12 protein-coding genes are annotated in these 21,214 nt (G+C 72.2%); 1 reads left to right on the forward strand and 11 read right to left on the reverse strand.

Features of this window, described 5'->3' with window-relative positions; all coding sequences use genetic code 11:
• Positions 1-285 precede the first annotated feature (285 nt).
• From IE195_RS25890 to IE195_RS25940, 11 genes are all read right to left on the reverse strand, one after another.
• Entirely contained in the window at positions 286-1,218 is a 933-nt protein-coding gene (locus tag IE195_RS25890; protein ID WP_191276389.1) for an AEC family transporter, read from the reverse strand.
• A gap of 440 nt (positions 1,219-1,658) precedes the next feature.
• A complete protein-coding gene (locus IE195_RS25895) occupies positions 1,659-2,090 on the reverse strand; it encodes a GerW family sporulation protein (RefSeq protein WP_191276391.1) in 432 nt (143 codons plus the stop codon).
• A 93-nt stretch (positions 2,091-2,183) separates the two neighbouring features.
• On the reverse strand, positions 2,184-4,214 hold the full coding sequence (locus IE195_RS25900) for a WD40 repeat domain-containing protein kinase family protein (protein ID WP_191276393.1): 2,031 nt from the start codon (positions 4,212-4,214) through the stop codon (positions 2,184-2,186).
• Between the two features lie 22 nt (positions 4,215-4,236).
• On the reverse strand, positions 4,237-6,330 hold the full coding sequence (locus tag IE195_RS25905) for a serine/threonine-protein kinase (protein ID WP_191276395.1): 2,094 nt from the start codon (positions 6,328-6,330) through the stop codon (positions 4,237-4,239).
• A 16-nt stretch (positions 6,331-6,346) separates the two neighbouring features.
• Entirely contained in the window at positions 6,347-8,410 is a 2,064-nt protein-coding gene (locus tag IE195_RS25910; protein WP_191276397.1) for a WD40 repeat domain-containing serine/threonine protein kinase, read from the reverse strand.
• Between the two features lie 177 nt (positions 8,411-8,587).
• Complete coding sequence (locus IE195_RS25915; RefSeq protein WP_191276399.1) at positions 8,588-10,714, reverse strand: serine/threonine-protein kinase; 2,127 nt, start codon at positions 10,712-10,714, stop codon at positions 8,588-8,590.
• A 102-nt stretch (positions 10,715-10,816) separates the two neighbouring features.
• Entirely contained in the window at positions 10,817-12,856 is a 2,040-nt protein-coding gene (locus tag IE195_RS25920) for a protein kinase family protein (RefSeq protein WP_191276401.1), read from the reverse strand.
• A gap of 88 nt (positions 12,857-12,944) precedes the next feature.
• Positions 12,945-15,008 (reverse strand): WD40 repeat domain-containing serine/threonine-protein kinase, encoded by a 2,064-nt coding sequence (locus tag IE195_RS25925; protein WP_191276403.1) that lies wholly within the window; start codon positions 15,006-15,008, stop codon positions 12,945-12,947.
• A 17-nt stretch (positions 15,009-15,025) separates the two neighbouring features.
• Complete coding sequence (locus IE195_RS25930; protein ID WP_191276405.1) at positions 15,026-17,119, reverse strand: WD40 repeat domain-containing serine/threonine protein kinase; 2,094 nt, start codon at positions 17,117-17,119, stop codon at positions 15,026-15,028.
• A 193-nt stretch (positions 17,120-17,312) separates the two neighbouring features.
• Entirely contained in the window at positions 17,313-18,524 is a 1,212-nt protein-coding gene (solA, locus tag IE195_RS25935; RefSeq protein WP_191276407.1) for an N-methyl-L-tryptophan oxidase, read from the reverse strand.
• A gap of 3 nt (positions 18,525-18,527) precedes the next feature.
• On the reverse strand, positions 18,528-18,899 hold the full coding sequence (locus IE195_RS25940; protein ID WP_191276415.1) for a hypothetical protein: 372 nt from the start codon (positions 18,897-18,899) through the stop codon (positions 18,528-18,530).
• Positions 18,900-19,483: 584 nt separating this feature from the next.
• Here IE195_RS25940 and IE195_RS25945 point away from each other — a divergent pair.
• Positions 19,484-20,767: an MFS transporter gene (locus tag IE195_RS25945; protein WP_191276409.1), complete on the forward strand. Its 1,284-nt coding sequence runs from the start codon at positions 19,484-19,486 to the stop codon at positions 20,765-20,767.
• Positions 20,768-21,214 lie beyond the last annotated feature (447 nt).

Here is a 21,214-nt window from a genome sequence, read left to right on the forward strand (position 1 = left end):
TCCGCACGGATTCCCGAGTCGGCTCCCGCCCGTGAGCGGTCCCGGCCGCCGGTTCCCGGGGTTCCCCGTCAGCTACCCGGGCGGCGCGCCTCACGTGGACGGGCCCGTCCCCCAAGGGGGTGGGGGCGGGCCCTGGGGATGAGTGTTCCCGCTACCCGGCCATGACCAACCTTTTACGGCGGCTTTCCTGGTGTCTGCCCGGTCCTCCCGGGACCTGCCCGGGCCCTGCCGCACCCCGTGCGTCGGGCCCCTCCCGTGCGGGCACCTCCCACCCGGCCCGCGGCCTCAACCCAGCAGGAACGTGATGGCGAACAGGGCCGGGACGGTGAGGAGGGTCGTCAGCAGGACCACCTCGCGGACCAGGGTCTCGCCGGTCCGGTACTGGGTGGCGTAGTTGAACACGTTCTGCGCGGTGGGCAGGGCGGCCAGCACCACCACCGAGAACAGGTCCGCGCCCGCCAGGCCGAACACCAGGGAGCCCAGGGCCCAGGCCGCCAACGGCTGGCCCGCGGACTTCAGGGCCACGGCGAGCAGCACCGGAACCTGTTCGGGGCCGCCGCGCCCCGGAACGGAGCTGCCGTGCAGGGAGATCCCGAAGGCCAGCAGCATCGCCGGAACCGCCATGCCGCCGACCAGCTCGAACGGTTCCATGAACGGCGCGGGCGGCGCCCAGCCGGAGGCGGAGACCGCGACCCCGGCGACGGAGGCGATCACCACGGGGTTGCGCACCGGGGTGCCCAGCGAACGGCGCAGCACCGGCCAGAAGCCGCGCACCCCGCCGTTGTTCAGGTCCAGCACGGTCAGCGAGACCGGGGCGAGCACGAGCAGTTGGAAGAGCAGGACCGGAGCGACCAGGGTGGCGTCACCGAGGACGTACACCGAGATGGGGATGCCGAGGTTGCCCGCGTTGACGTACGAGGACCCCAGCAGGCCCACGGTCGTGCGCCCGACGCCCCATCGCCGGAGGATCCCGGCGGTGAGGAAGACCAGAGCGACGGCCACCACGCTCAGGACGCTCACCAGGACCCGGTCGGACACCAGGATGGACAGATCGGTGCGCGCGAGGATCGTGAACAGCAGGGCGGGACTGGCCACGTAGAACGCCAGCCTGCTCAGGACCTCCCTGGTCCCCGGGCCGAGCAGCGGGATCCGTCCGAGCATGTAGCCGATGACGACGACGCTGGCGATGACTCCGAACCCGACGATGACCCCGGACAACGCGCGCCCTCCGAACAACAGTGCGGCCGAAACCAGCCGAGGCTATCCGAGCGCTCCGGAAAGCGGTACGTCCCCGGTCACACCACGGGCTGTCACCGGGGAGGCGGAGCGGTTCAGGAGCCGGAACCGGGACCGGAGCCCTGGGACGGTTCCCCGTCCGGGCATGAGGGGGTCGCCCTGGTGCAGGTCCCCGGCGCGTTGCTTCTCGGTGACGATCCGAACCTGACGAATGACCTGATGATCGTGTGCTCGGTCCACGCGCTGGCCGCGGACGAGGGGGATCCCGTTCGCGGAATCCGATGTGGAGGAAAGCCTCAGGATGGGCGAACTCGTGGAGAACCCCGCCCGGTGGACGACCGAGGTGCCGAGCCGTGCCTCCTCCCTGCTCGATGACGTCGAGGCCGCTTTCCCTCGACGGGTTCGCTGTGCCGGGTCTGCCCCTAACGAACCGACTCCTGTTGTTTCTCCTGCGCTGCGGCGATCCGCTTGCGGCGGCGGGCCTCGCGCACGGAGACGGTGACGATACGGGTGGCGGCCACCGCGGTGATGACGGCCAGCGGGATGGCCAGGGCCGCGGCGGGCTGGCGGATGGGGCGGAAGGCCGCCCCCTCGGGGGTGAGGACCAGGAAGCCCGACGGGCGGACACGGGTGCAGCCCGTGCCTCCCGCGCCGTCGCCGCCGAAGAACGGGACGTTCCCGGTGCCGCCGCCCATGATGCTCAGGGAACTGACCCGGGCCACCGGAACCACCGTGGTGCCCCCGGAGGTCACCGGGGATCCGAAAGCGGTGGTGGAGCTGGCGGCGGAGCGGGTGTTGTCGAGCAGCGAGTTCAGCGCGGCCATCGCGCCGTGTCTGGCCTTGTTCCTGGGCATGCTGCGGTTCCTCTCCGGCGGCGGATGCGTGATGTCACGCTATAGCGGACGGTGCCCGGTGACGGGGATCGTGTGGCGTCTGGAGTGTTCGCCTCACCCGATGACGTCAACGGTCTCCAGGGTGTCCGGGTCGATGATGTTGACGTTCCCGTCGGCACCGACCCCGGCGATCACCTCGGGGTGGAAGGCGGCGCCCAGGAGCATGGGGTCCTCGTTCCCGGCCAGAAGGTCCTCGCCGGTCTCCACGTCCCACAGGTGGGCACGGCGGATGGTGCTGCGGTCGGCCGGGTCCTCCTCCCCGGTGGAGTGGTACCAGGCGATGTGCACCAGGCCGCGCTCGGCGTCGGGGGTCAGCGACCTGACGTAGGCGCCGAAGGGGACCGCGGCGTAGTCGTCCAGGGGGAAGGCGCCCAGCTCGGAGTCGTTCTCCAGGTCGCGCCAGACCACTTCGCCGTTCCTGACGTAGAGCACCTGGTTCCGTCCGGGGACGGTCGCCATCGTGCGCGAGGCGACGTTGCGGACGGTCTGGAGAGGATCGCCGGTCTCCACGTCCCAGACGGTGATGGTGTCGCTCCCGGAACCGGCGAGCCTGGTGTCGTCGAGGAAGGCCAGGGAACCGGTGCTCTCCCCGTCGTTGAAGGTCCGCACCAACTCGCCGGTCTCCACGTCCACCACCCCGATCGAGTCGTCCCGGTCGACCTCGTACCTGGTGGAAGTGCCCAGAGCCAGCAACCGGCCGTCAGGGCTGAAGGCACTGGCCGACACGGACGTGCGTTCCCGGCTTCCGTCCGGGCGAGGAGCCGGCTGGGCGCCCAGGTGGTCCTGGGTGCGTCCGGTGGGGACGTCGTAGGTGGTAGCCAGCCGGTAGGGGGGCCTCTCCTCCCGCTCGGCCTCTTCGACGTCCTCGGCCCGGATGGCCGAGACCCTGCAGCCGACCGGGGAGAACACCGCGTCACGGACCAGGTCCGCCCCCTCCGCGGGGACGGCGAGCAGTTCACCCTCGCGCCAGTCCCACAGACTGAGCCCGTGGTCGTCCCCGGCCAGGGCCAGCACGTCGCCGTCGGGGGAGAACACCGCCTCCCCGGCGTTGAGTTCGCCCTCCCACCCGCCGGGTTCGGAGAAGCCGATCCCGTCCAGGCAGGCCGCGTCGTCCGGGCCGGCGTCCGTCGGGTCCGAACCCCCGTCCGCGGTGCTCTCCTGGGGCAGCGCGAACAGGCGGTCGTAACCCCAGACGGCGCCGGTGGCCGTGACAAGGGTCAGTACCAGCGCCCCGGCGGCCAGCCCGATGAACCGGCCCCGGCCGCCGGGCTCGGGAGCGGCGGGTTCTGCGGGCAGGGCCCGGTGCACGGCGACGGCCGAGACATCGATCACCGAGGCCAGTTCCGGGGGCCAGGGCGCGGCGGAGGCCGTCCCGCCGAGCATGATGACCAGGTCGACCGCACTGGGGCGAAGGTTCGCGTTCTCCTGAAGACAGGCGTCGACCGCGCCCCGGAGCTGCAGGGGCACCCGGTCCAGGCCGCGGGGCCCTTCGACCCCGCTGGCGGCGAAGCACAGGACCGCTGCCCAGGAGAACACGTCACCCGCCGGGGTACCGCCGCCCTCGGGCGGATCGAACACACCGCCAGCTCCGTCTTGGGCCTCGTGCGAGGGGATCAGGCCGGGGTCGGCCAGCAGCGCACGGTCGCCGGTCAGCAGAACGCTTTCGGGGGTCAGGGCTCCGTGGGCGCGCTGTGCGGTGTGCAGCGCGGCCAGCCCCTGGGCGGTGGCCAGGGCGAAGGAGTGCAGGGCGGCGGTCGGGAGTGGTCCGTGGTCCCGGACCAGTCCGTCCAGATCCGTCCCCAGCGGGCGTTCGGTGGCGGCCCACGGGACCGGGGAGTCCAGGTCGGCGTCGAGCACGGCGGCCACGTGCGGGCCGCCCAGTCCGGACGCGCTCCGCACCCGGTGGGCGAAGGCGGACCGCGAGGTCGGGTCCGTGGCCTGGGCGGAACGCAGGATGCGCACCCGGACCGGTGGTCTGCCTGGCACTGCCCCGAGGTAGGAGCGGGTGCGGTGGTCCTCGCCCAGCCGGGCCAGGAGACGGTAGGGGCCCGCGGAGGGCGGGTCGTGCGGGTGCAGGGGGAGCATGGGTCTCGTCAGTCCGTCCGGCTCACTCGAAGATGTCGATGGGTTCCAGGGATACTGCGTCCCGGATCTGGACCTCGTCCACGTCGGGAGGGAGAGTGGCGATGACGTCGCCGTCCGGGTGCACGTCCAGGAGGGCGAAGGGGAGTCCGTCGTCCTCCGTCTCGGGGGTGACGTCCTCGGCGGTGCGGACGTCCAGTACCCGGTAGCTCAGGGTGGCGCCACCGTTCTCGTCCGCCTCGGTCATGTAGAAGGCGTAGAGCAGACCGTGTTCGCGGTTCAGCACGACCTTGGCGGTGTCGCCCTCGGGCTGCTCGTCGGCCTCGTAGTAGGTGCCGCCCTCGTCCTGGTTGACGTCGACGACGAGCGGACCCCTGGGGTGCATCGCGACGACGAGGTCCTCGGTGTAGAAGTCCAGCGCGCGGAAACTGGGGAACGGCAGGTTCCGGGCTATGTGCAGTTGCTCCCCGCTGACGGTGTCCCACACCCGGAGGTCGCCCTGGCCGTCCTGGGCGGCCAGTCGGTCGCCGGAGGGGGAGTAGGCGACGCTGTGGCCGCGGGGACTGTCGGTCTCGTAACGGGTGACGTCCTCGCCGGTGGCCAGGTCCACCGTGTAGACCCCGCCGTTGCTGTCCTGGAAGGTCCGGTCGGCCATGGCCAGGGCTGTCCCGTCGGGGGAGAAGGCCACGGAGCGGACGTCACGCCCCTCCAGGTGGACGGTGTGCTCCCCGGTCTCCAGGGAGTACACGTGGGCGCCGTCCTCCGAGCCGTGGGCGAGGAGGCAGTCGTCGGGGCTGAACTCGATCTCCCGGAAGGGGGCGTCGCCGGACAGTTCGATCGCGGCGAGTTCGGTCCGCTCCCGCCAGTCCCACAGGTGGACGACGTTGTTCTGGAGGTGTACCGCGAGGACCGAGCCGTCGTTGGAGAAGCGGACCGACCCGGCGTCGGAGGGAACCGCTGGTTCGGGGGCTGCGGCCTCGACGTACTCGGGGGCCAGGTGGACGGTGGGGTCGCACCGCTCACGTAGGGGGGCCTCCGGGCCGGCGCCCTCTCCCGGCTCCTGTGAACCGCTCTCCTGGGCCGGCCCGGCGTTCTCCTCGTCGGAGCCGAACGGCCCTGTCACAGCCCATACTCCGGCCCCGGCGATCAGGACCAGCGCGGTCGCGGCGGCGCCGACCAGGGCGAGGGCGCGGCCACGGCTGTGTCCTCCGGGGACCGGCTGGGTCTCCAGGAAGGCCCGGAGGACGGTGCGGTGGTCATGCTCGAAGCCGTCCAGAACAGCGACGGCGACCCGTGGCAGCCACGCGCCCGCGGACACTGCGGGCGCCACCGGACCGCCGAGGGCTTGGAGGGCCTGGTCAGCGGTGGGTCTGCGGGCCGGGTCCTTGTCCAGACAGGCCCTGAGGAGGCCGAGCAGGGACGGCGGTACCCCGTCCAGCTCCGGTTCCTGGTGGTCGATGCGGTAGATCACGGCCGAAGGGTGGCCGTCACCGAACGGACCCCGCCCGGTGAGGGCGAAAGCCAGGACGGCACCGAGGGCGAACACGTCGGCGGCCGGGCCGGTCTCCTTCCCGCGGGCGGTCTCCGGGGCGGTGTAGCCGGGGGTCCCGGCGAACTCGGAGGAGCCGCTTGCCGGGGTCTCGTCCATGGCCCGGGATATCCCGAGGTCGATCACCCGGGGGCCGGTCGCGGCGACCAGGACGTTGCCGGGTTTGAGGTCTCGGTGCACCACCCCGGAGGCGTGCAGGTGGGTGAGGGTCCGAGCGATCACGCGGCCCAGGTACCGGACGGTGGGTTCGGGCAGGGCACCGATCCGTCGGACCATCTCCTGGAGGGAGGGGCCCAGGACGAACTGGGTGGCGAGCCATGGCGAGGGACCGGTGGTGTCGGCGTCCAGGACCCGGGGGAGGTCGCCGCCGGTCACCTGACCGGCCCGGTGGACCTCGTGGGCGAAGCGCTCGCGGAACTCGGGTTCGTAGGCGAGCTCGGGTCGTACCACTTTGACCGCCACCGGCTGGTCGCCGGGGCCCAGGCCCAGGTGGACGTGGCCCATACCGCCGGAGCCCAGCGGGGCGATGATCCGGTAGGGGCCGATTCGGGCGGGGGTTGCGTTGGTCATGGGGTGCACGGCCGTCTCAGTTGATCTCGTTGACCACGTCGAGGGTTTCGGGATCGAGGAGGAGCAGGGTGTCGTCGGCGAAGGTGGCGATTACCTCGTCCTCGGGGTGGACGGCGAGGATGTCGACCAGGAGGGTGTCCCCGGAGACCAGCTCCTCCCCGGTGGTCACGTCCCAGGCCCGGCCACCGGACGGGCCCATGGCGGTGAGGTTCAGCCCGGCGGAGTAGAGGGTCCGGCCGTCCGATGAGAACTCCATCCACAGGTAGTCGCGTTCGGTCTCGATCTCCTGGACGACCTCGTCCGCCCCGTAGTCGTACACGGCGATGTCCTCGTCGGGCAGTTCCACGGCCACGACGGGTCCGGCGGGGGAGAAGGCGTACCGGTTCCAGTGCGCCGCGGGCCAGTGGGGTCCCTCCGGCGACGGGGACTCGTCGCCGAGGTTCTCCACGTCGTACATCGTCACCAAGGGCTCGTTGTACTGCTGCCTGACCATCAGGTACTCGCCGTCGGGGGTGAAGTCGGTACCGACGACCGGGCCCGTGTGGTCGGTGGAGAACACGACGGTGTCCTCCTCCCAGTCCCACACGTACAGTCGCGGGTCGCCCGGGTGGAAGACGGCCATGGCGACCAGGGAGCCGTCCGGGCTGATCGAGACGGCTCCGAACTCCTCGATGTCCTCGGGGTCCTCCTCGGCCAGGTCGAAGAGGGCGAGGACCTCCTGGTCGGGGCCGAACACGGTCGTGGTGTCGGCGTAGGTACCGGCCATGGTCCCGTCGTCGGCCAGGTCGAAGGTGGAGGGTTTGGGGTCGAACCGGTGCCGGAAATCGCCGCTCTCCCAGTCCCAGAGGGTCATCGCGTCCGTGGTGTGGACGTACACCCCGGAGCCGTCCGGGGTGAAGGCCATGTCGTTGACGAAGGAGTCGAACCCCGTCTCCCCGTCCCACTCCCCGTCCGGGTCGTCCTGGCCGCCGGGGGCCTCGCTGGCGTCGGCCCCCTCCCCGGTCGCTCCGCCCTCCTCCTGCCCGGCGGCGCTGTCGGGGTTCGCGTCGGACCAGGGCTTGAGCACGGCCAGGCCGATGCCCGCCGCGAGGACGAGCGCGGCCGTTCCGGCCCCGGCGGCGATGAGGCCGGTGCGCCGCTTCTTCGGGGACCGGGGCGCGGCGGCGGTCCAGGAGGGACCGTCGGGGACGGCGTGGACGACCTGCTGTGCCTGCTGCTGGTGGACGTTGATGGACTGGTTGATCGGGGTGGGGAGCCAGCCGTGTTCTGCGGGTGGCAGGGGTTGTTCGGAGAGGGTGCGGGCGATCTGGTCGGCGTTGGGTCGTTCGGCGGGGTCCTTGGCCAGGCAGCGGGTCAGCAGCGGGCGCAGGGCCTCGGGAACCCCGTCCAGGTTCGGATCCGCCCCGACCACCCGGGGGAGGACCTCAGCGGCCCGGCCGCTGCCGAAGGGGGCCCGGCCGGTGGCGGCGAAGACCACCACTCCGGCGAGGGAGAACACGTCGCTGGCCGGACTGGTCTCGTGGCCCATGACCTGTTCGGGTGAGGCGTAGGCGGGGGTGCCGAAGGCCTGCCCGGTTTTGGTGAGGACGGTGCCCTCGACGGCGCGGGCGATGCCGAAGTCGATCACCTGGGGTCCGCGGGGTGAGAGCAGGACGTTGGAGGGTTTGAGGTCGCGGTGCATGAGACCGGCCGAGTGGATGGCCTGGAGGGCGTTGGCCAGTCCCAGGGCGAGGACCCGAAGTGAGGGCTCGGGGAAGGGCCCGTGTTCCCGGACGGCTTCCCTGAGGGTGGGGCCGGGCACGTACTCGGTCGCCATCCAGGGGGCCGGTGCGTGGGCGTCGGCGTCCACCACGTCCGGGGTGAACGGCCCCGTGACCATCTGGGCGGTGCGTACCTCGCGGGCGAAGCGGGCCCGGAACTCCTGGTCCCGGGCCAGGTCCTCCTTGACCACCTTGAGTGCGGCCAGGCGGCCCTGCGGTGTGCGGACCAGGTACACCTCGCCCATGCCGCCCGCGCCGAGACGGGCGAGGAGCCGGTGGGGGCCGATGCCGACGGGGTCGGCGGAGGCGAGGGGAAGCACGGGACCGGGCTCCTAACGGTCGTGAGGCGGATGGGGGCGGGAGGTGTGTGGCGCACGGTGTGACGGTCCGGAGGAGGGATTCGTTCTGGACCGGGTGCGGTGGACGGTTCCCGGGGGCGGCCCCGTTCCGGTGGGCCGTTAGGCCGGTCCGGCTGGGCGTCTCGTCCGGGGCGGGTCTCACCCGGGGAACTCGTGCAGGACCTCGAAGCTCTCGCCGTCCAGGACGAGGAGGCGGTCGTCGCCGGGACCGGGCGGGATGGTCGCGACCACCGTGCCCTCCGGGTGGAAGGCCACCTGTGAGTAGAGCTGGATCCCCTCTCCGGTCAGCAGGTCCCCGGTGGCGGTGTCCCACACCCGGCCGCCCCGGGTGGCGGCGCCCTCCGCACCGCTGGCGGCCAACCGGGACCCGTCCGCGGAGAAGTGGATCTCGTACAGGTCGTTGCCGCCGGTGTCGGGGGTCTCGAAGGGGGTGGTCTCCCCGTTGTCCAGGTCGTACAGGGCGATGTCCCGGTTGCTGGTCTTGACGGCGAGCAGCGAGGGATCCGTGGGATGGAAGGCCAGGTACTTCAGGTGGTGCGTCCCGGCCTCCCCGCCCGGCACGGCGGGGAAGCCGTCGTTGGGGAACTCCACCACGGCCTCCTCGGTGGCCAGGTCCCACACGGTCGACCTTCCGGTGCCCGCGGAGTCGCTGACGGCCAGGAGGGTGGCGTCGGCGTTCAGGTCGGGGTTCCGCGTGTGGCTCTCGGTCGCGAACTCGAACCCCACCTCCTCCTTCTCCAGGTCCCACACCTGTACCAGGGGCTCGTTCTCGGCGTCGTTGACCGAGACCGCCACCCGGGTGCCGTCGTCGCTCAGGTCGGGGCGGTTCCAGTCCTGGAGCTCCGGGTCCTCCAGGTAGTGGGTGATCTCGCGGTCGGGATTCCAGACCACCAGGGCGTCGAGGAAGCCGCCCGCGATGGTGCCGTTTGCGGCCACGGTCAGGCTGTTGGGCCGTGCGTCGAAGCGGTGGAGTTCCTCGCCGGTCCGCCAGTCCACCTCGACCAGGTGGTCGGTGCCCGTGACGTACAGGCTCTCCCCGCCAGGGGCGAACGAGACCTCCGTGAGGGTGCCGCCGAAGACGTCGGACGGCCCCGCCGGGGCGTCGTCCGCGGCCTCGTCCCGCCCGTCACCGTCGGCCTCGGTGGGGGCCACGGCCTCGTCGGCGCCCTGACCGGGCAGGGGGACGGTCGTGAGGAGGCCGAGCGTCCCGGTCATCAACACGGTGGCGAGAGCGGCGGCACCGACGATGAGTGCGGTGCGGCCCCGGGTGCCCGGAGGAGGGGTGACCGGGGCGGGGGCGCCGGGAACCCCGGGAGCGCCCCTGACCGGCGTCCCGTCCGACGCCCGGTCCGTGCCCGGCCCGTCGGCTGGTGCGCCGTCGGCCGCCTCGCGGGTCGCCGACCGGTGTGTCTCGATGGACTGGTTGATCGGGGTGGGGAGCCAGCCGTGTTCTGCGGGTGGCAGGGGTTGTTCGGAGAGGGTGCGGGCGATCTGGTCGGCGTTGGGTCGTTCGGCGGGGTCCTTGGCCAGGCAGCGGGTCAGCAGCGGGCGCAGGGCTTCGGGGACCCCGTCCAGGTCGGGCCCCCCGCGCACGACCCTGGTCAGGAGCGCGGCGGACTTCCCGGTGCCGAAGGCCGGTCTGCCGGTGGCGGCGAAGACCACCACTCCGGCGAGGGAGAACACGTCGCTGGCCGGACCGACGCCCCGGCCCACGACCTGTTCGGGTGAGGCGTAGGCGGGGGTGCCGAAGGCCTGACCGGTTTTGGTGAGGACGGTGCCCTCGACGGCGCGGGCGATGCCGAAGTCGATCACCTGGGGTCCGCGGGGTGAGAGCAGGACGTTGCCCGGTTTGAGGTCGCGGTGCATGAGACCGGCCGAGTGGATGGCCTGGAGGGCGTTGGCCAGTCCCAGGGCGAGGACCCGAAGTGAGGGCTCGGGGAAGGGCCCGTGTTCCCGGACGGCTTCCCTGAGGGTGGGGCCGGGCACGTACTCGGTCGCCATCCACGGCACAGCACCCTCGGTGTCGGCGCTGAGCACCGCCGGGGTGAAGGGGCCGCGCACGCGCTGGGCGGTGCGTGCCTCGCGGGCGAAGCGGGCCCGGAACCCGGGGTCGTGTGCGAGCTCTTCCCGGATGACCTTGAGCGCGGCCAGGCCGCCGTCGGGGGTGCGGACGAGGAGTACCTCGCCCATGCCTCCTTCACCGAGCCGGGACAGCACCTGGTGGGGGCCGACGTGTTCCGGGTCGGCGGACGACAGGGGAGGCACGTGTGTTCAGCTCCTCGAGGTGGGGACCGGATACCAGTCTGCCCGGTTTCGCGGGGATTCCGGCCCGGGCCCGGGCCGTCCGGCGGGCACCCCGCTCCGCTGTCAGCCCAGCCGCTCGATCACTTCGAAGGTGTCGGGGTCGACCAGGACCAGTTCGCTGTCGGCGACGGTGCTGGCGGCGAGGACCTCGCCGTCCGGGTGCGGGGCGATGGTTCTGTAGTTACCGATCTCCTCGTTGCCCTCGGCGAGGTTCTCGCCGGACTCCAGGTCCCAGACGTAGTTCTGGTACCGCCACGACCCGGGGCCGGTGCCCACCTGCCAGGTCGCGTACACCCGGCCGTGCACGGAGTCCAGCACGAGTTCGGCGAGGAGGGGTTCGTCGTCGGTCTCGAACTCTCCCCGGGTGAAGGAGGCGACCTCGGTACCGGTGGTGTAGTCGGTGATGACGATCCGGTCCCCGTCGAGGTGGGCGACCTCGGTTCGGCCCGGGACCGCGGCCAGTGTGCTGCTCGAGGACCCCCTGACGACGTGGGCCTCCTCCCCGGTGTCCGCCTCCCAGACGTGGATTTCGCTGCGGTCGTTGGTGGCGAGGTGGTCCTCGTCCACGAACACGGTGCCGTACTGCAGGCCCGGGGCCATCGGCTCGCCCGCCTCCCCGGTGGCGGTGTCGACCACCACGGTGCTCTCCACCTGGTGGGTGGTGTTCATGGTCACCGCCAGCCGGCTGCCGTCGGGGGAGAAAGCCATGTCTTGGACGGCCATCGGTTTCAGCATCCAGTGGCCGTCCTCGTCCGGCCCCTCCTGGGGGCCCAGGTGCTCGGTGGTGGTACCACCGGGCAGGTCGTGGGTGTACCCGACGACCACCGGGTGCTCGTGGCCCTCGTACTCGACGGACTCGGTGGCGGCCACCGTGCAGCCGACCGGGGAGAAGACCGGGCGGACACCGTAGGCGGAGTTCTCTGTCGGCCGGGCGATCTCCTCGCCCTCGCGCCAGTCCCAGATGGTGAGTCCTGCGGTCGAGGTGACGGCGAGCACGTCCCCGTCGGGGGAGAACCCGGGCTTCCAGAAGGCGGTGTCGTTCGGGACCGGCTGCTCCGGTGCCGGGAACCCCGGGCCGTCCAGGCAGCCCGCGTCGGTGATCAGCCCATCGCTCCCGCCGTCCCCCTCGGCCTGCGGGCCAGGGGTCGCGGCCTCCTCGCCCAGAACGCGGTCGAGTACCACCCCGACGGTCACGAGCACCCCCAGGGCCAGCGCACCGGCCCCCACCGACAGGAGGCGGCCCCGGTTCCGTTTGGGCGCGGCCTTCTCCCCCTGCGGCTCGCGGGGAGAGGCCGCGGCGGCGCTCAGTATCGAACGCTGCGCGTCGGCGACCGCTTCGATCGCGGCCCGGACCGGAGGCGGCCAGCCCGGGGGCTCGGCGGGCCCGCCCAGCATCCGCACCAGGTCGTGTGCGCTGGGGCGCAGCCGCGGATCGAGTTTGAGGCAGGTGTCGACCAGCCCGCGCAGCTGCAGGGGGACTCGGGCGAGGCCGTCGGGCCCCTCCACGCCGCTCGCGGCGAAGCACAGGGTGGAGGCCCAGGAGAACACGTCCGCTGCCGGGGCGGCCCCGCCCTCCGGCGCCGTGAACGCTGGGTGCGGGGTGCGCTGTCCGGTGTCGTTGACGGCCCGCTCCAGGCCGGGGTCGGCCAGCAGCGCGGTCCGGTCGGACAGCAGCACACCGTCCGGCCACAGCGAACCGTGGGCGCGGCCTGCGGAGTGCAGGTCGACCAGCCCCTGGGCGAGGGCCAGGGCGAGCGGATGCAGGGCGTCCGCGGGCAGGGAGCCGTTCCCGCGGACCAGATCGGCCAGGCTGGGACCGAGCGGCCGGGAGAGGGCGGCCCAGGGCACCGCGCCGCGCAGGTCGGCGTCGCGCACCGGGCACACGTGGGTGCTGTCCAGACCGCGTGCGGACTCCACCCGGTGGGTGAAGGCCGAACGGAAGGCGGGGCTGGTGGCGTACTCCGGCCGGACGACCTTCACCGCCACCGGGTCCTCCACTCCGGCCGCGCCCAGGTAGACGCGCGCGTAGGCGTCCTCGCCGAGGCGGGCGTACAGGCGGTGGGGGCCGACGGAGGGCGGGTCGTGCGGGTGGAGAGGGAGCATGGGCCTTCCCGGCTCGGGAGCGGTCGTGTCGGTGGAGAGCGGTACCGGGGGCGAGGGGGCGGCGACCGGTACCGTCCCGGGGCGCCGATCAGTGGAGTTGGTCGACGATGCGCAGCTCGGTGGCGTCCACGACCCACATGCCGCTACCGGAGGCGGGGACGCCGATGATGACCTCGCCCTGCGGGTGGACGCTGATCTCCCAGAGGAAGCCCTCGTCGGCCTCGGCGGTCAGCTCCTCGCCGGTGGAGTACTCCCAGACCTTCATGAACCCCCTCTCCGCGTCGTAGTCGGACGGGAGGTAGGTGGCGTACAGCCGGTCGGCCTCCAGGCTGTACCGGTAGTCGAACAGCACGACGTCCTCGTCCAGGTCCTCGGCGAGGAAGGAGGTGCTCTCCTCCCTGTCGGAGACGACGTTCTGTCTGTGCACCCCGTTCACGTCCGGGTAGAGGAGGGTCTCCTCGTCGGTGAAGTTCAGGGCCCGGCTGTTGAGCCGGGGGACGTCCTCGGCTGAGGCGACGACCTCCCCGGACTCGGCGTTCCAGACCGTCGCCGTGTCGAGGGCGCCCTGAGCGGCGATGTGCTCGCCGTCCGGGGACAGGGCGACCGCGTCGACGGTGCTGCCGTCCGCGGTGTAGGTGGTGACGGCCTCCCCGGTCTCCAGGTCGTACACGAGGACGGCGGAGTTGACAGTGGTGTCGTAGTTCCCGACGATCAACCGGCTGCCGTCGGGGGAGAAGGCGAGCGACTTGACCTCGTAGCCCTCGGACAGCACGGTGTGCTCCCCGCTCTCCAACGAGTACACGTGCGCGCCGTCGTCGGAGGGGTAGGCGAGCAGGCAGTCGTCGGGGCTGAAGTAGGGCTGCCCGTACGGGTCCGGAATCTCCGTCTCGATGAGCGCGAGCTCCTCCTGTCCCCGCCAGTCCCACAGGGCGACACCGCCGCTCCCGGAGACCGCGAGGACCTCGCCGTCGTTGGAGAAGCCGGTGTAGAACATGCCCCCGTCGTCGTTGGGCGCGGTCATCTCCTCGTTGGCCGCCTCCTGGAACTCCGGTGCCAGGTGCTCGGAGGGGTCGCAGGTCTCGCGCTGGGGGGCGGACTCCTCCGCCGCGGGGGCGGCCCCGGACGGATCGCCCGCGACCAGGCCCGCGTCCCGGGCGGCCCACACACCGATTCCGGCGACCATCGCCAGGCCGACCGTCGCGGCTCCGGCGATCAGCAGGCGTCCGCCGAAACTGCCCTTCCCCTCGGAGACGGGCGCAGAACGGACCGCGTCCCGGTACTCCTGCGCGACCCCGTCGATCCGCGCCGCGGCGGCCGGGGGGAGCCAGGCGGCGGCTGAGGCCGCGGGCGCGGTGGGGCCGCCGAGGGCCTGGAGGACCTGCGCCGCGTTCGGCCGCCGGGCGGGGTCCTTCTCCAGGCAGGCGGTGATGATCCCGCGCAGCGGTGCCGGCACGCCGTCGAGGTCGGGTTCCAGGTTGCCGATGCGGTAGAGGACGGCGGAGGGGTGTCCGTCGCCGAAGGGCCCCCTGCCGGTGAGTGCGTGGACCAGGACCCCGCCGAGCGCGAAGACGTCGGCGGCCGAGCCGGTCCCGTCCCCGTGTACGGCCTCCGGGGCCATGTACCCCGGGGTGCCGATGATCTTCTCCTCCTCACCGCCCGGGAGGTCCTCCATGGCGCTGGCGATGCCGAAGTCGATCACCTGGGGTCCGGCGGCGGAGACCATCACGTTGCCGGGTTTGAGGTCGCGGTGGACCAGCCCGGTGGCGTGCACGCGCTCCAGGGCCTGGGCGATGCCCCGCCCCATGAAGCGCACGGACTGCTCGGGGAGGGGGCCGGTGTCCTGGACGAGGTCCTGGAGGGAGGGGCCCATGACGTACTCGGTGGCCAGCCACGGGGTCTGGCCCGTGGTGTCGGCGGCGAGCACCCGGGGCGTGTAGTTGCCGTGGACGCGCCGGGCGAGTTCGAGCTCGCGGGCGAAGCGCTCCCGGAAACCGGGGTCGTAGGCGTATTCGGCGCGGACGACCTTGACGGCGGCGGGGGAGCCCGACGGGTCCAGCCCGAGGTAGACGCGACCCATGCCGCCGGAGCCCAACAGGGCGACGGCGCGGTAGTGGCCCACCTGGCTCGGGTCGTTGGGGGCGGGTTGCTGCATGGTGCCTTCCGGGAGGGTCAGTTCACTTCGGCGACGACGTTGAAGTCGGCGTCCATGACGACGATGGTGTGGACGCCTGCCTCGACGAAGGCGGTGAAGAGGTGTTCGCCGTCGGGGTGGACGCCGAGGGGAGAGTTGAGGGTGACGTCGGTGTCCGTTTCGACGAGGTCGCCGCTCTCCGCGTCCCACACGAACCCGGGTTCGCTGCTGAGGTCGGAGGTGGCTCCGTAGACCAGGGAGCCGTCGATGGAGAACTCGACCTCGTAGAGCTCCTCGTGTTCGAGCCCGGGGGACTCCAGATCGCGGACCTCGCCGGTCCCGATGTCGGCGATGCGGGCCTCCCGCCGGTCCGTGACCATCGCCAGGCTCGTGCCGTCAGCGGCCAGGGAGACGTCGTAGTACTCGGCGCCCTCGAAGACCTGGATCTCCTCACCGGTCCCGGGGTCCCAGACGTACACGCCGATGTGTGCGGCGTAGTCGGGTTCGGCGACCACGGCGACGAGGGCCGAGTCGTCGGGGGTGTAGAACATGTCCGCCAGGTAGCCGTCGATGGCGAACTCGTTGCGCACCTCGCGGGACTCCACGTCCCACACCTGGATGACCGGGTCGCCGTCCACGGTCCCGTCGTCGGAGGCGAGGTTGGCCACGGTGGCGCCATCACCGGTGAGCGCGGGCATGTCGTACTGGCCGCGGTCCTCGCTGTTGCCGCCGAGTACGGCGACCCGGTTCTCGCTGCCGCCCTCCCACACCTCGATGTAGGTGCTGGTGGTACCCGCGGCGAAACCGCCGGGGGTGACCACGGCGCCGGTCGGGACGGGGGAGTACTGGTCGGTCACCGTCCCCTCCCGCCAGTTCCAGGAGGAGAGCGTTCCGGAGCCGAAGACGTGCAGGGTCTCCCCGTCCTCGGAGAAGCTGAAGTCGTAGAGGAAACCCTCCAGGGTGACGGCGGCGGCTTCCTCGTCCCCCGCTCCGTCACCGCCCCCGCCCGCTGCGCCTTCACCCTCGCCGTCCGCGGGCTCACCGCCTGCGGTGTCCCCGGGGCCGTCCTCCTGGGAGCCGAGGGGAAGCGCGGTCAGCGCGAAGGCGCCGCCGCCCAGCAGGACGAGGGCGGCGGCCGCGGCGGCCACGACCGTCGCGGTCCGTCCGCGCCACCAGGGGTGACCGCCGCCCCCGTGCCCGGGTTCCCCGCGCCCGGCCTCGGGCGCGGTGGTCCGCTCGGCGGCCTCGGCCTGCCGCAGCTCACCGGCTTTGGCACTGATCTGTTGGTTGACCTGCGGGGGGAGCCAGCCGTGTTCGGCGGAGGGCAGCGGGAGCCCGGAGAGTTCCCGCTGGACGGTTTCGGCGTCCGGGCGCTGGCCGGGGTCCTTGGCGAAGCACCGGGCGAGCAGGTCGCGTAGCGGGCCCCCGGGGACGGCCTCCAGGTGCGGGTCGCCGTTCATGACCTTGTTGAGGGTGCCGATCGCGCTGCCCTCGCCGAACGGCGGTCCGCCGCCGGCGGCGAACAACACGACGCCCGCCATGGAGAACACGTCGGCGCGCGGGGACACGTTCTGTCCGGTGATCTGCTCGGGCGAGGTGTAGGCGGGGGTGCCGAAGGTCTGGCCGGTCCTGGTGAGGACGGTGCCCTCGACGGCGCGGGCGATCCCGAAGTCGATCACCTGGGGGCCGCGCGGCGAGAGCAGGATGTTCGAGGGTTTGAGGTCGCGGTGCATGAGTCCGGCCGCGTGGACGGTGGCCAGGGCGCGGGCCAGACCCAGGACGAGAACCCGAAGCGACTCCTCGGGGAAGGGGCCGTTCTCCCGTACCGCTTCCTTGAGGGTTGGGCCGGGCACGTACTCGGTGGCCATCCACGGTGCGGCGGCGTCCGGGTCGGCGTCCACGACCGAGGGGGTGAAGGGTCCGCGCACGCGTTGGGCGGCGCGTACCTCGCGGGCGAAGCGGGCCCGGAACTGGCTGTCGTGGGCCAGGTCCTCCTTGACCACCTTCAGGGCGCACAGGTGCCCGTCGGGGGTGCGGGCCAGGTACACCTTGCCCATGCCGCCCGCGCCGAGGCGGGCGAGGAGCCGGTGCGGACCGATGGCGCGGGGGTCGTCGGAGGCGAGCGGTTGCACGGCGGTGTGGTCCTTACTGCGTGCGGAAGCGCGGTGGGGCCCGTGTTCCGGCAGGTCCTTGGGGTGCCCGGGGGCGGGGTACTCCGCCAATGTAGCTGCTTGGCGACAAAGCACCCAGGTGTGTGTCCTGTTCCGGCCGACTCCGAACCGTCTCGGCGGGGGACGGCGGTAGGGGTGGTGTGAGCGGCGGATCTCAGGGGTGCGCGGGAGGGGAGTCCCAGCGGTGCGGGTCGAACATGCCGACGGGCAGGTCCGTGCGGCCGTCCCGGGCCAGGTCGGCCAGGGCCCGGCCGACCGCCGACGCGAACTTGAAGCCGTGCCCGGAAAAGCCCCCGGCCAGGATCAGACCGGGCAGTTCGCTCCGGCGGCCGATGAGGAAGTGCTCGTCCGGGGTCATGGTGTACATGCAGGACGCCATGCGTTCGGGCAGCGGCGCGACACCGCGCAGCCCCGCGGCCAGTGCGCCCAGGCGGCGCGCGTCGGCCCCGTCCGGTGGACGCGGTCCGGTGCCGGGGTCGACGGGTTCGCCCCACTGGGATCCGGTGGGCCGGGTGGTGCCCGCTCCGACCTCGGGCGGTTCGGCGTGCACACCGATCTTCACGGTACGGCCGTCGTCCATGCTGGGGAAGCCGTACCAGAGGGCGCCGTCGGGTTCCTCACGGGCGAAGACGGGTTCGGGGGCCGAGGTGTCACAGGCGGGGCCGGTGACGCGGAACCAGCCGAGCACCCGGCGCTCCACCCGGATGCCGCCGCCCAGGCGGGCGGTCCCCGGCAGGAGCCCGGGGAGCCAGGCCCCGGCCGTGACGATGACGCGCCGGGCACGGATCTCGGTGTCACCGACCCGTACGCGGGGGTGGTCCGGGTCGGGTTCGATCCGGGTGACGGCGCGGCCGGTCCACACCCGGGCACCGGCCAGGCGGGCCAGGCGGACGGCGGCGAGGATCGAGGCTTCGGGGAGGACCGCGCCGGCGTCCGCCTCGAAGACGCCCACCTCGCCGGTGCGTACGGCGTGTCGGGGGTGGCGTTCTGCGAGCTCGTCGGCGGAGAGGCGTTCGTGGGCCAGGCCGTGGTGTTCGGCGGCGGCGACGGAGCCACTGATCACGCCGGAGTCGGGTCCGCCGAGCATCAGGGCGCCGGAGCGCACCACGAGCCGGGACCCGGAGGCCTGTTCGAGTTCGTCCCAGGCGCGCCAGGCGGCCTGCACGAACGGGACGTACTCGGCGCCTTCCAGGTAGGCGGTCCGGATGATCCGGGACTCGCCGTGGCTGGAGCCCCGGTCGTGTCCGGGGACGAACTGCTCGACCCCGATCGCGTCGACACCCTCACGCGCGAGGCGCCACAGGGCCTGGGAGCCCATCGCGCCCAGCCCGACCACGACGGTGTCGGTCTCGACGCGCGCGGTCACGGGTCAGGCGGCGACCGGCTGGCGGTGTGTGTAGTAGTGCGCGGGCTCCGGAACCTGGGCGAACGGGTTCAGGAGGGCGGCGGCGCCGACCGGGTCGCTGGCGGGGTGCGACATCGTGCCGCCCTGGAAGAGGTCGTTCCAGAAGAAGCGGCCGTCCCGGCACCAGACGTTGACGTCGCGCATCACGGAGGCGACGGCCATCTCGGAGGAGCCGGACCAGTACAGGGGCCGGGAGGCCACTGAGGCGAGCTCGCCCAGCAGCGCCGTGATCGCGCGCTCGGCGCAGAAGGCGTGCCTGGGCTTGTGCTTGATTCGCCTGGCGAGGGCCGACTTCGCCCGGGAGGCCCGGGGGTTGTTCAGGCGCCAGTGACTCAAGGTCGTCTCCAGTGTGTGTCGGGGTACCGCGGGTGTGCTGACCGTGTGTGCTTGTTGCGGCCACGTCGCCGCGGTTCGAGTTCGGTCCGCCACGTCCAACCGGAGTTGGCGACCTCTCTCCACGAAGTTGGCGAGGCGTGAACGATGTCGTTACCTCGTAGTTATCCTTCGCGTTCCGGATGCTAGCAGCAACTGACCCCTCGTAGTCGAGGCTTACAAGTGTGACGCATCTCACATCTAACGAATGGGCATCGACCTGTTTGGCGAGAGAACCTGCAGTTCAAAAGGGGTTTTTCGAACACCAGTATGCGTTTTCTTTTCGTGATAAAGGGACTGTAGTCCCGTGTTGGTTGTCGTGAGACTCACCCGTTTTCGGCACCCATCGCGCATCGTGAGTGACTCGTAGTGACTTTACGCAGGTTGTCGGGTCTTTGCCCGTCTGGGAGGGGTTCTTGTCGGAGCCGCACCCGCTGGTGCCGAGGGGATTCCCGGTCGCTTTGCGTTCCCGGTCACCCCGGTGTACTGGGCGTTCAACGTTCTGGAGGACACTGGAAGACGGGTCGAACCAGGGGAGAAGCTGCGAAGTGACACAGACCGAGACGTCCGGTGACAGGACACCCGTGAGCGGAGGGTCCTCCGCGGAGCCGACGGGCGGCGCCCGCGCCTGGCTGGTGTGGGGCGTGGCGGTGGGCGGCTACTTCCTCGCCATGCTGCACCGCAACGGACTGGGCGTCGCGGCGCTGGAGGCTCAGAGCAGGTTCGACGTGGGACCCGCGCTGCTGTCGCTGCTGCCCATGCTCCAGCTCCTCGTGTACGTCCTCCTCCAGGTGCCCGCCGGACTGCTCGCCGACCGGCTCGGCCCCCGGTACACCCTGGTCATGGGCATGGTCGCGATGGCCGTCGGCTCCTGCCTGTTCGCACTCGCCCCGGGGGTCGAGGTGGCCGTCGCGGGGCGGTTCCTCATCGGTCTCGGCGACGCGCTCGTGTTCCTCAACGTCATCCGGCTCGCCGCCCTGTGGTTCCCCCGTGCGCGGTACGCGCTGGTCAGCGGGTTGACCGGCGTGGTCGGCGGTACCGGCCAGGTGGCCAGCGCGGCCCCGCTGGCCTGGGCGCTCGGCGGGGTCGGCTGGGTGGCGGCCTTCCTCGCCACCACCGGCCTGACCGTCCTGATGGCCCTCCTCGTGCTCCTGGTGGTGCGTGACCGCCCCGCAGGCGCCGCGGGGCGTTCCACCGTCGCCGACCCCATATCCGTCTGGGCGGCGCTCAGAGAGGCGCTGAGGGCGGACGGGCCCCGGATCGGCATGGCGCACCACGCGGCCGTCATGGCGCCGTTCACGATGATGATGGTGCTCTGGGGCTACCCGTTCCTCGTGGGCGGCCTGGGGCTGGCCGAGGGCACCGCCGCGCTCACCCTCACCGGACTGGCGGCCGGGGCCCTGTGGATGGCCCCCGTCGCGGGTCTGCTGATCGGCCGCTGGCCGGGGGTGCGGGTGTACTTCGCGCTGACTCTCGGGGGCTCCCTGAGCCTGGGGTGGCTCCTGCTGGTCCTGTGGCCGGACGGGGCTCCGGTGCCCCTGGGGATCATCGTGCTGGCGGTGAGCGCGCTCGGTCAGACCATGGCGCCCACGATCTCCTTCGACTTCGCCCGCGACGGCATCCCCGCGAGCCGTACCGGCGTCGCCTCCGGCCTGGTCAACATGAGCGGTTTCACCACCGCCGTGGTGTGCACCGTGGCGGCCGGGGCCGTCCTCCAGGCGCTGCCGGACGAGCCCGCCTCCTACCAGTGGGCGTTCCTCCCGATGGCCCTCACGACCACCCTGGCCACCTGTGTGCTCGCCGTGTTCATCGGACGCCGCACCCGGAACTGAGACAGGACCGACGGGCGGGGACCGTCCCCGAAGCCACCCGCTCAGGGGCCCCGGGGGCCCAGTGCGTGCGGGAAAGTCATCGGGACGGAACGGCCCCGGCTGCCCGCCGGGGCCGTTTCCCGGGCGGTCAGAACTGGTCGCTGTCGACAGCCTGGCCGATGGGCAAGGTGTGCCGGGACGCGGCGCAGCGGTCAGGGGCCGAGCCCCTTCCCGGGGTCTGACGGCCTCGGAGGACCGGCAGCGGGGGCGGGGTGCGGGCGGCCGCTGAGGGGGCGGTCCCAGGTCCGTGGTGCCCGAAACCCGTCCAGCAGGGTGTCCGCTGCTTCCGCAACCGCCCCAACCCCGGTGATCTTGCTACCAGGGGCGATTTCGGCGGGTGGTTTCTAGCATCTGTTGCAACGAACCTGATTCAGGGGGTAGTTGTGCCAGGTAAACGACTGTGTCGGG

The sequence above is a fragment of the Nocardiopsis terrae genome, assembly GCF_014651695.1.
Lineage (GTDB): Bacteria > Actinomycetota > Actinomycetes > Streptosporangiales > Streptosporangiaceae > Nocardiopsis > Nocardiopsis terrae.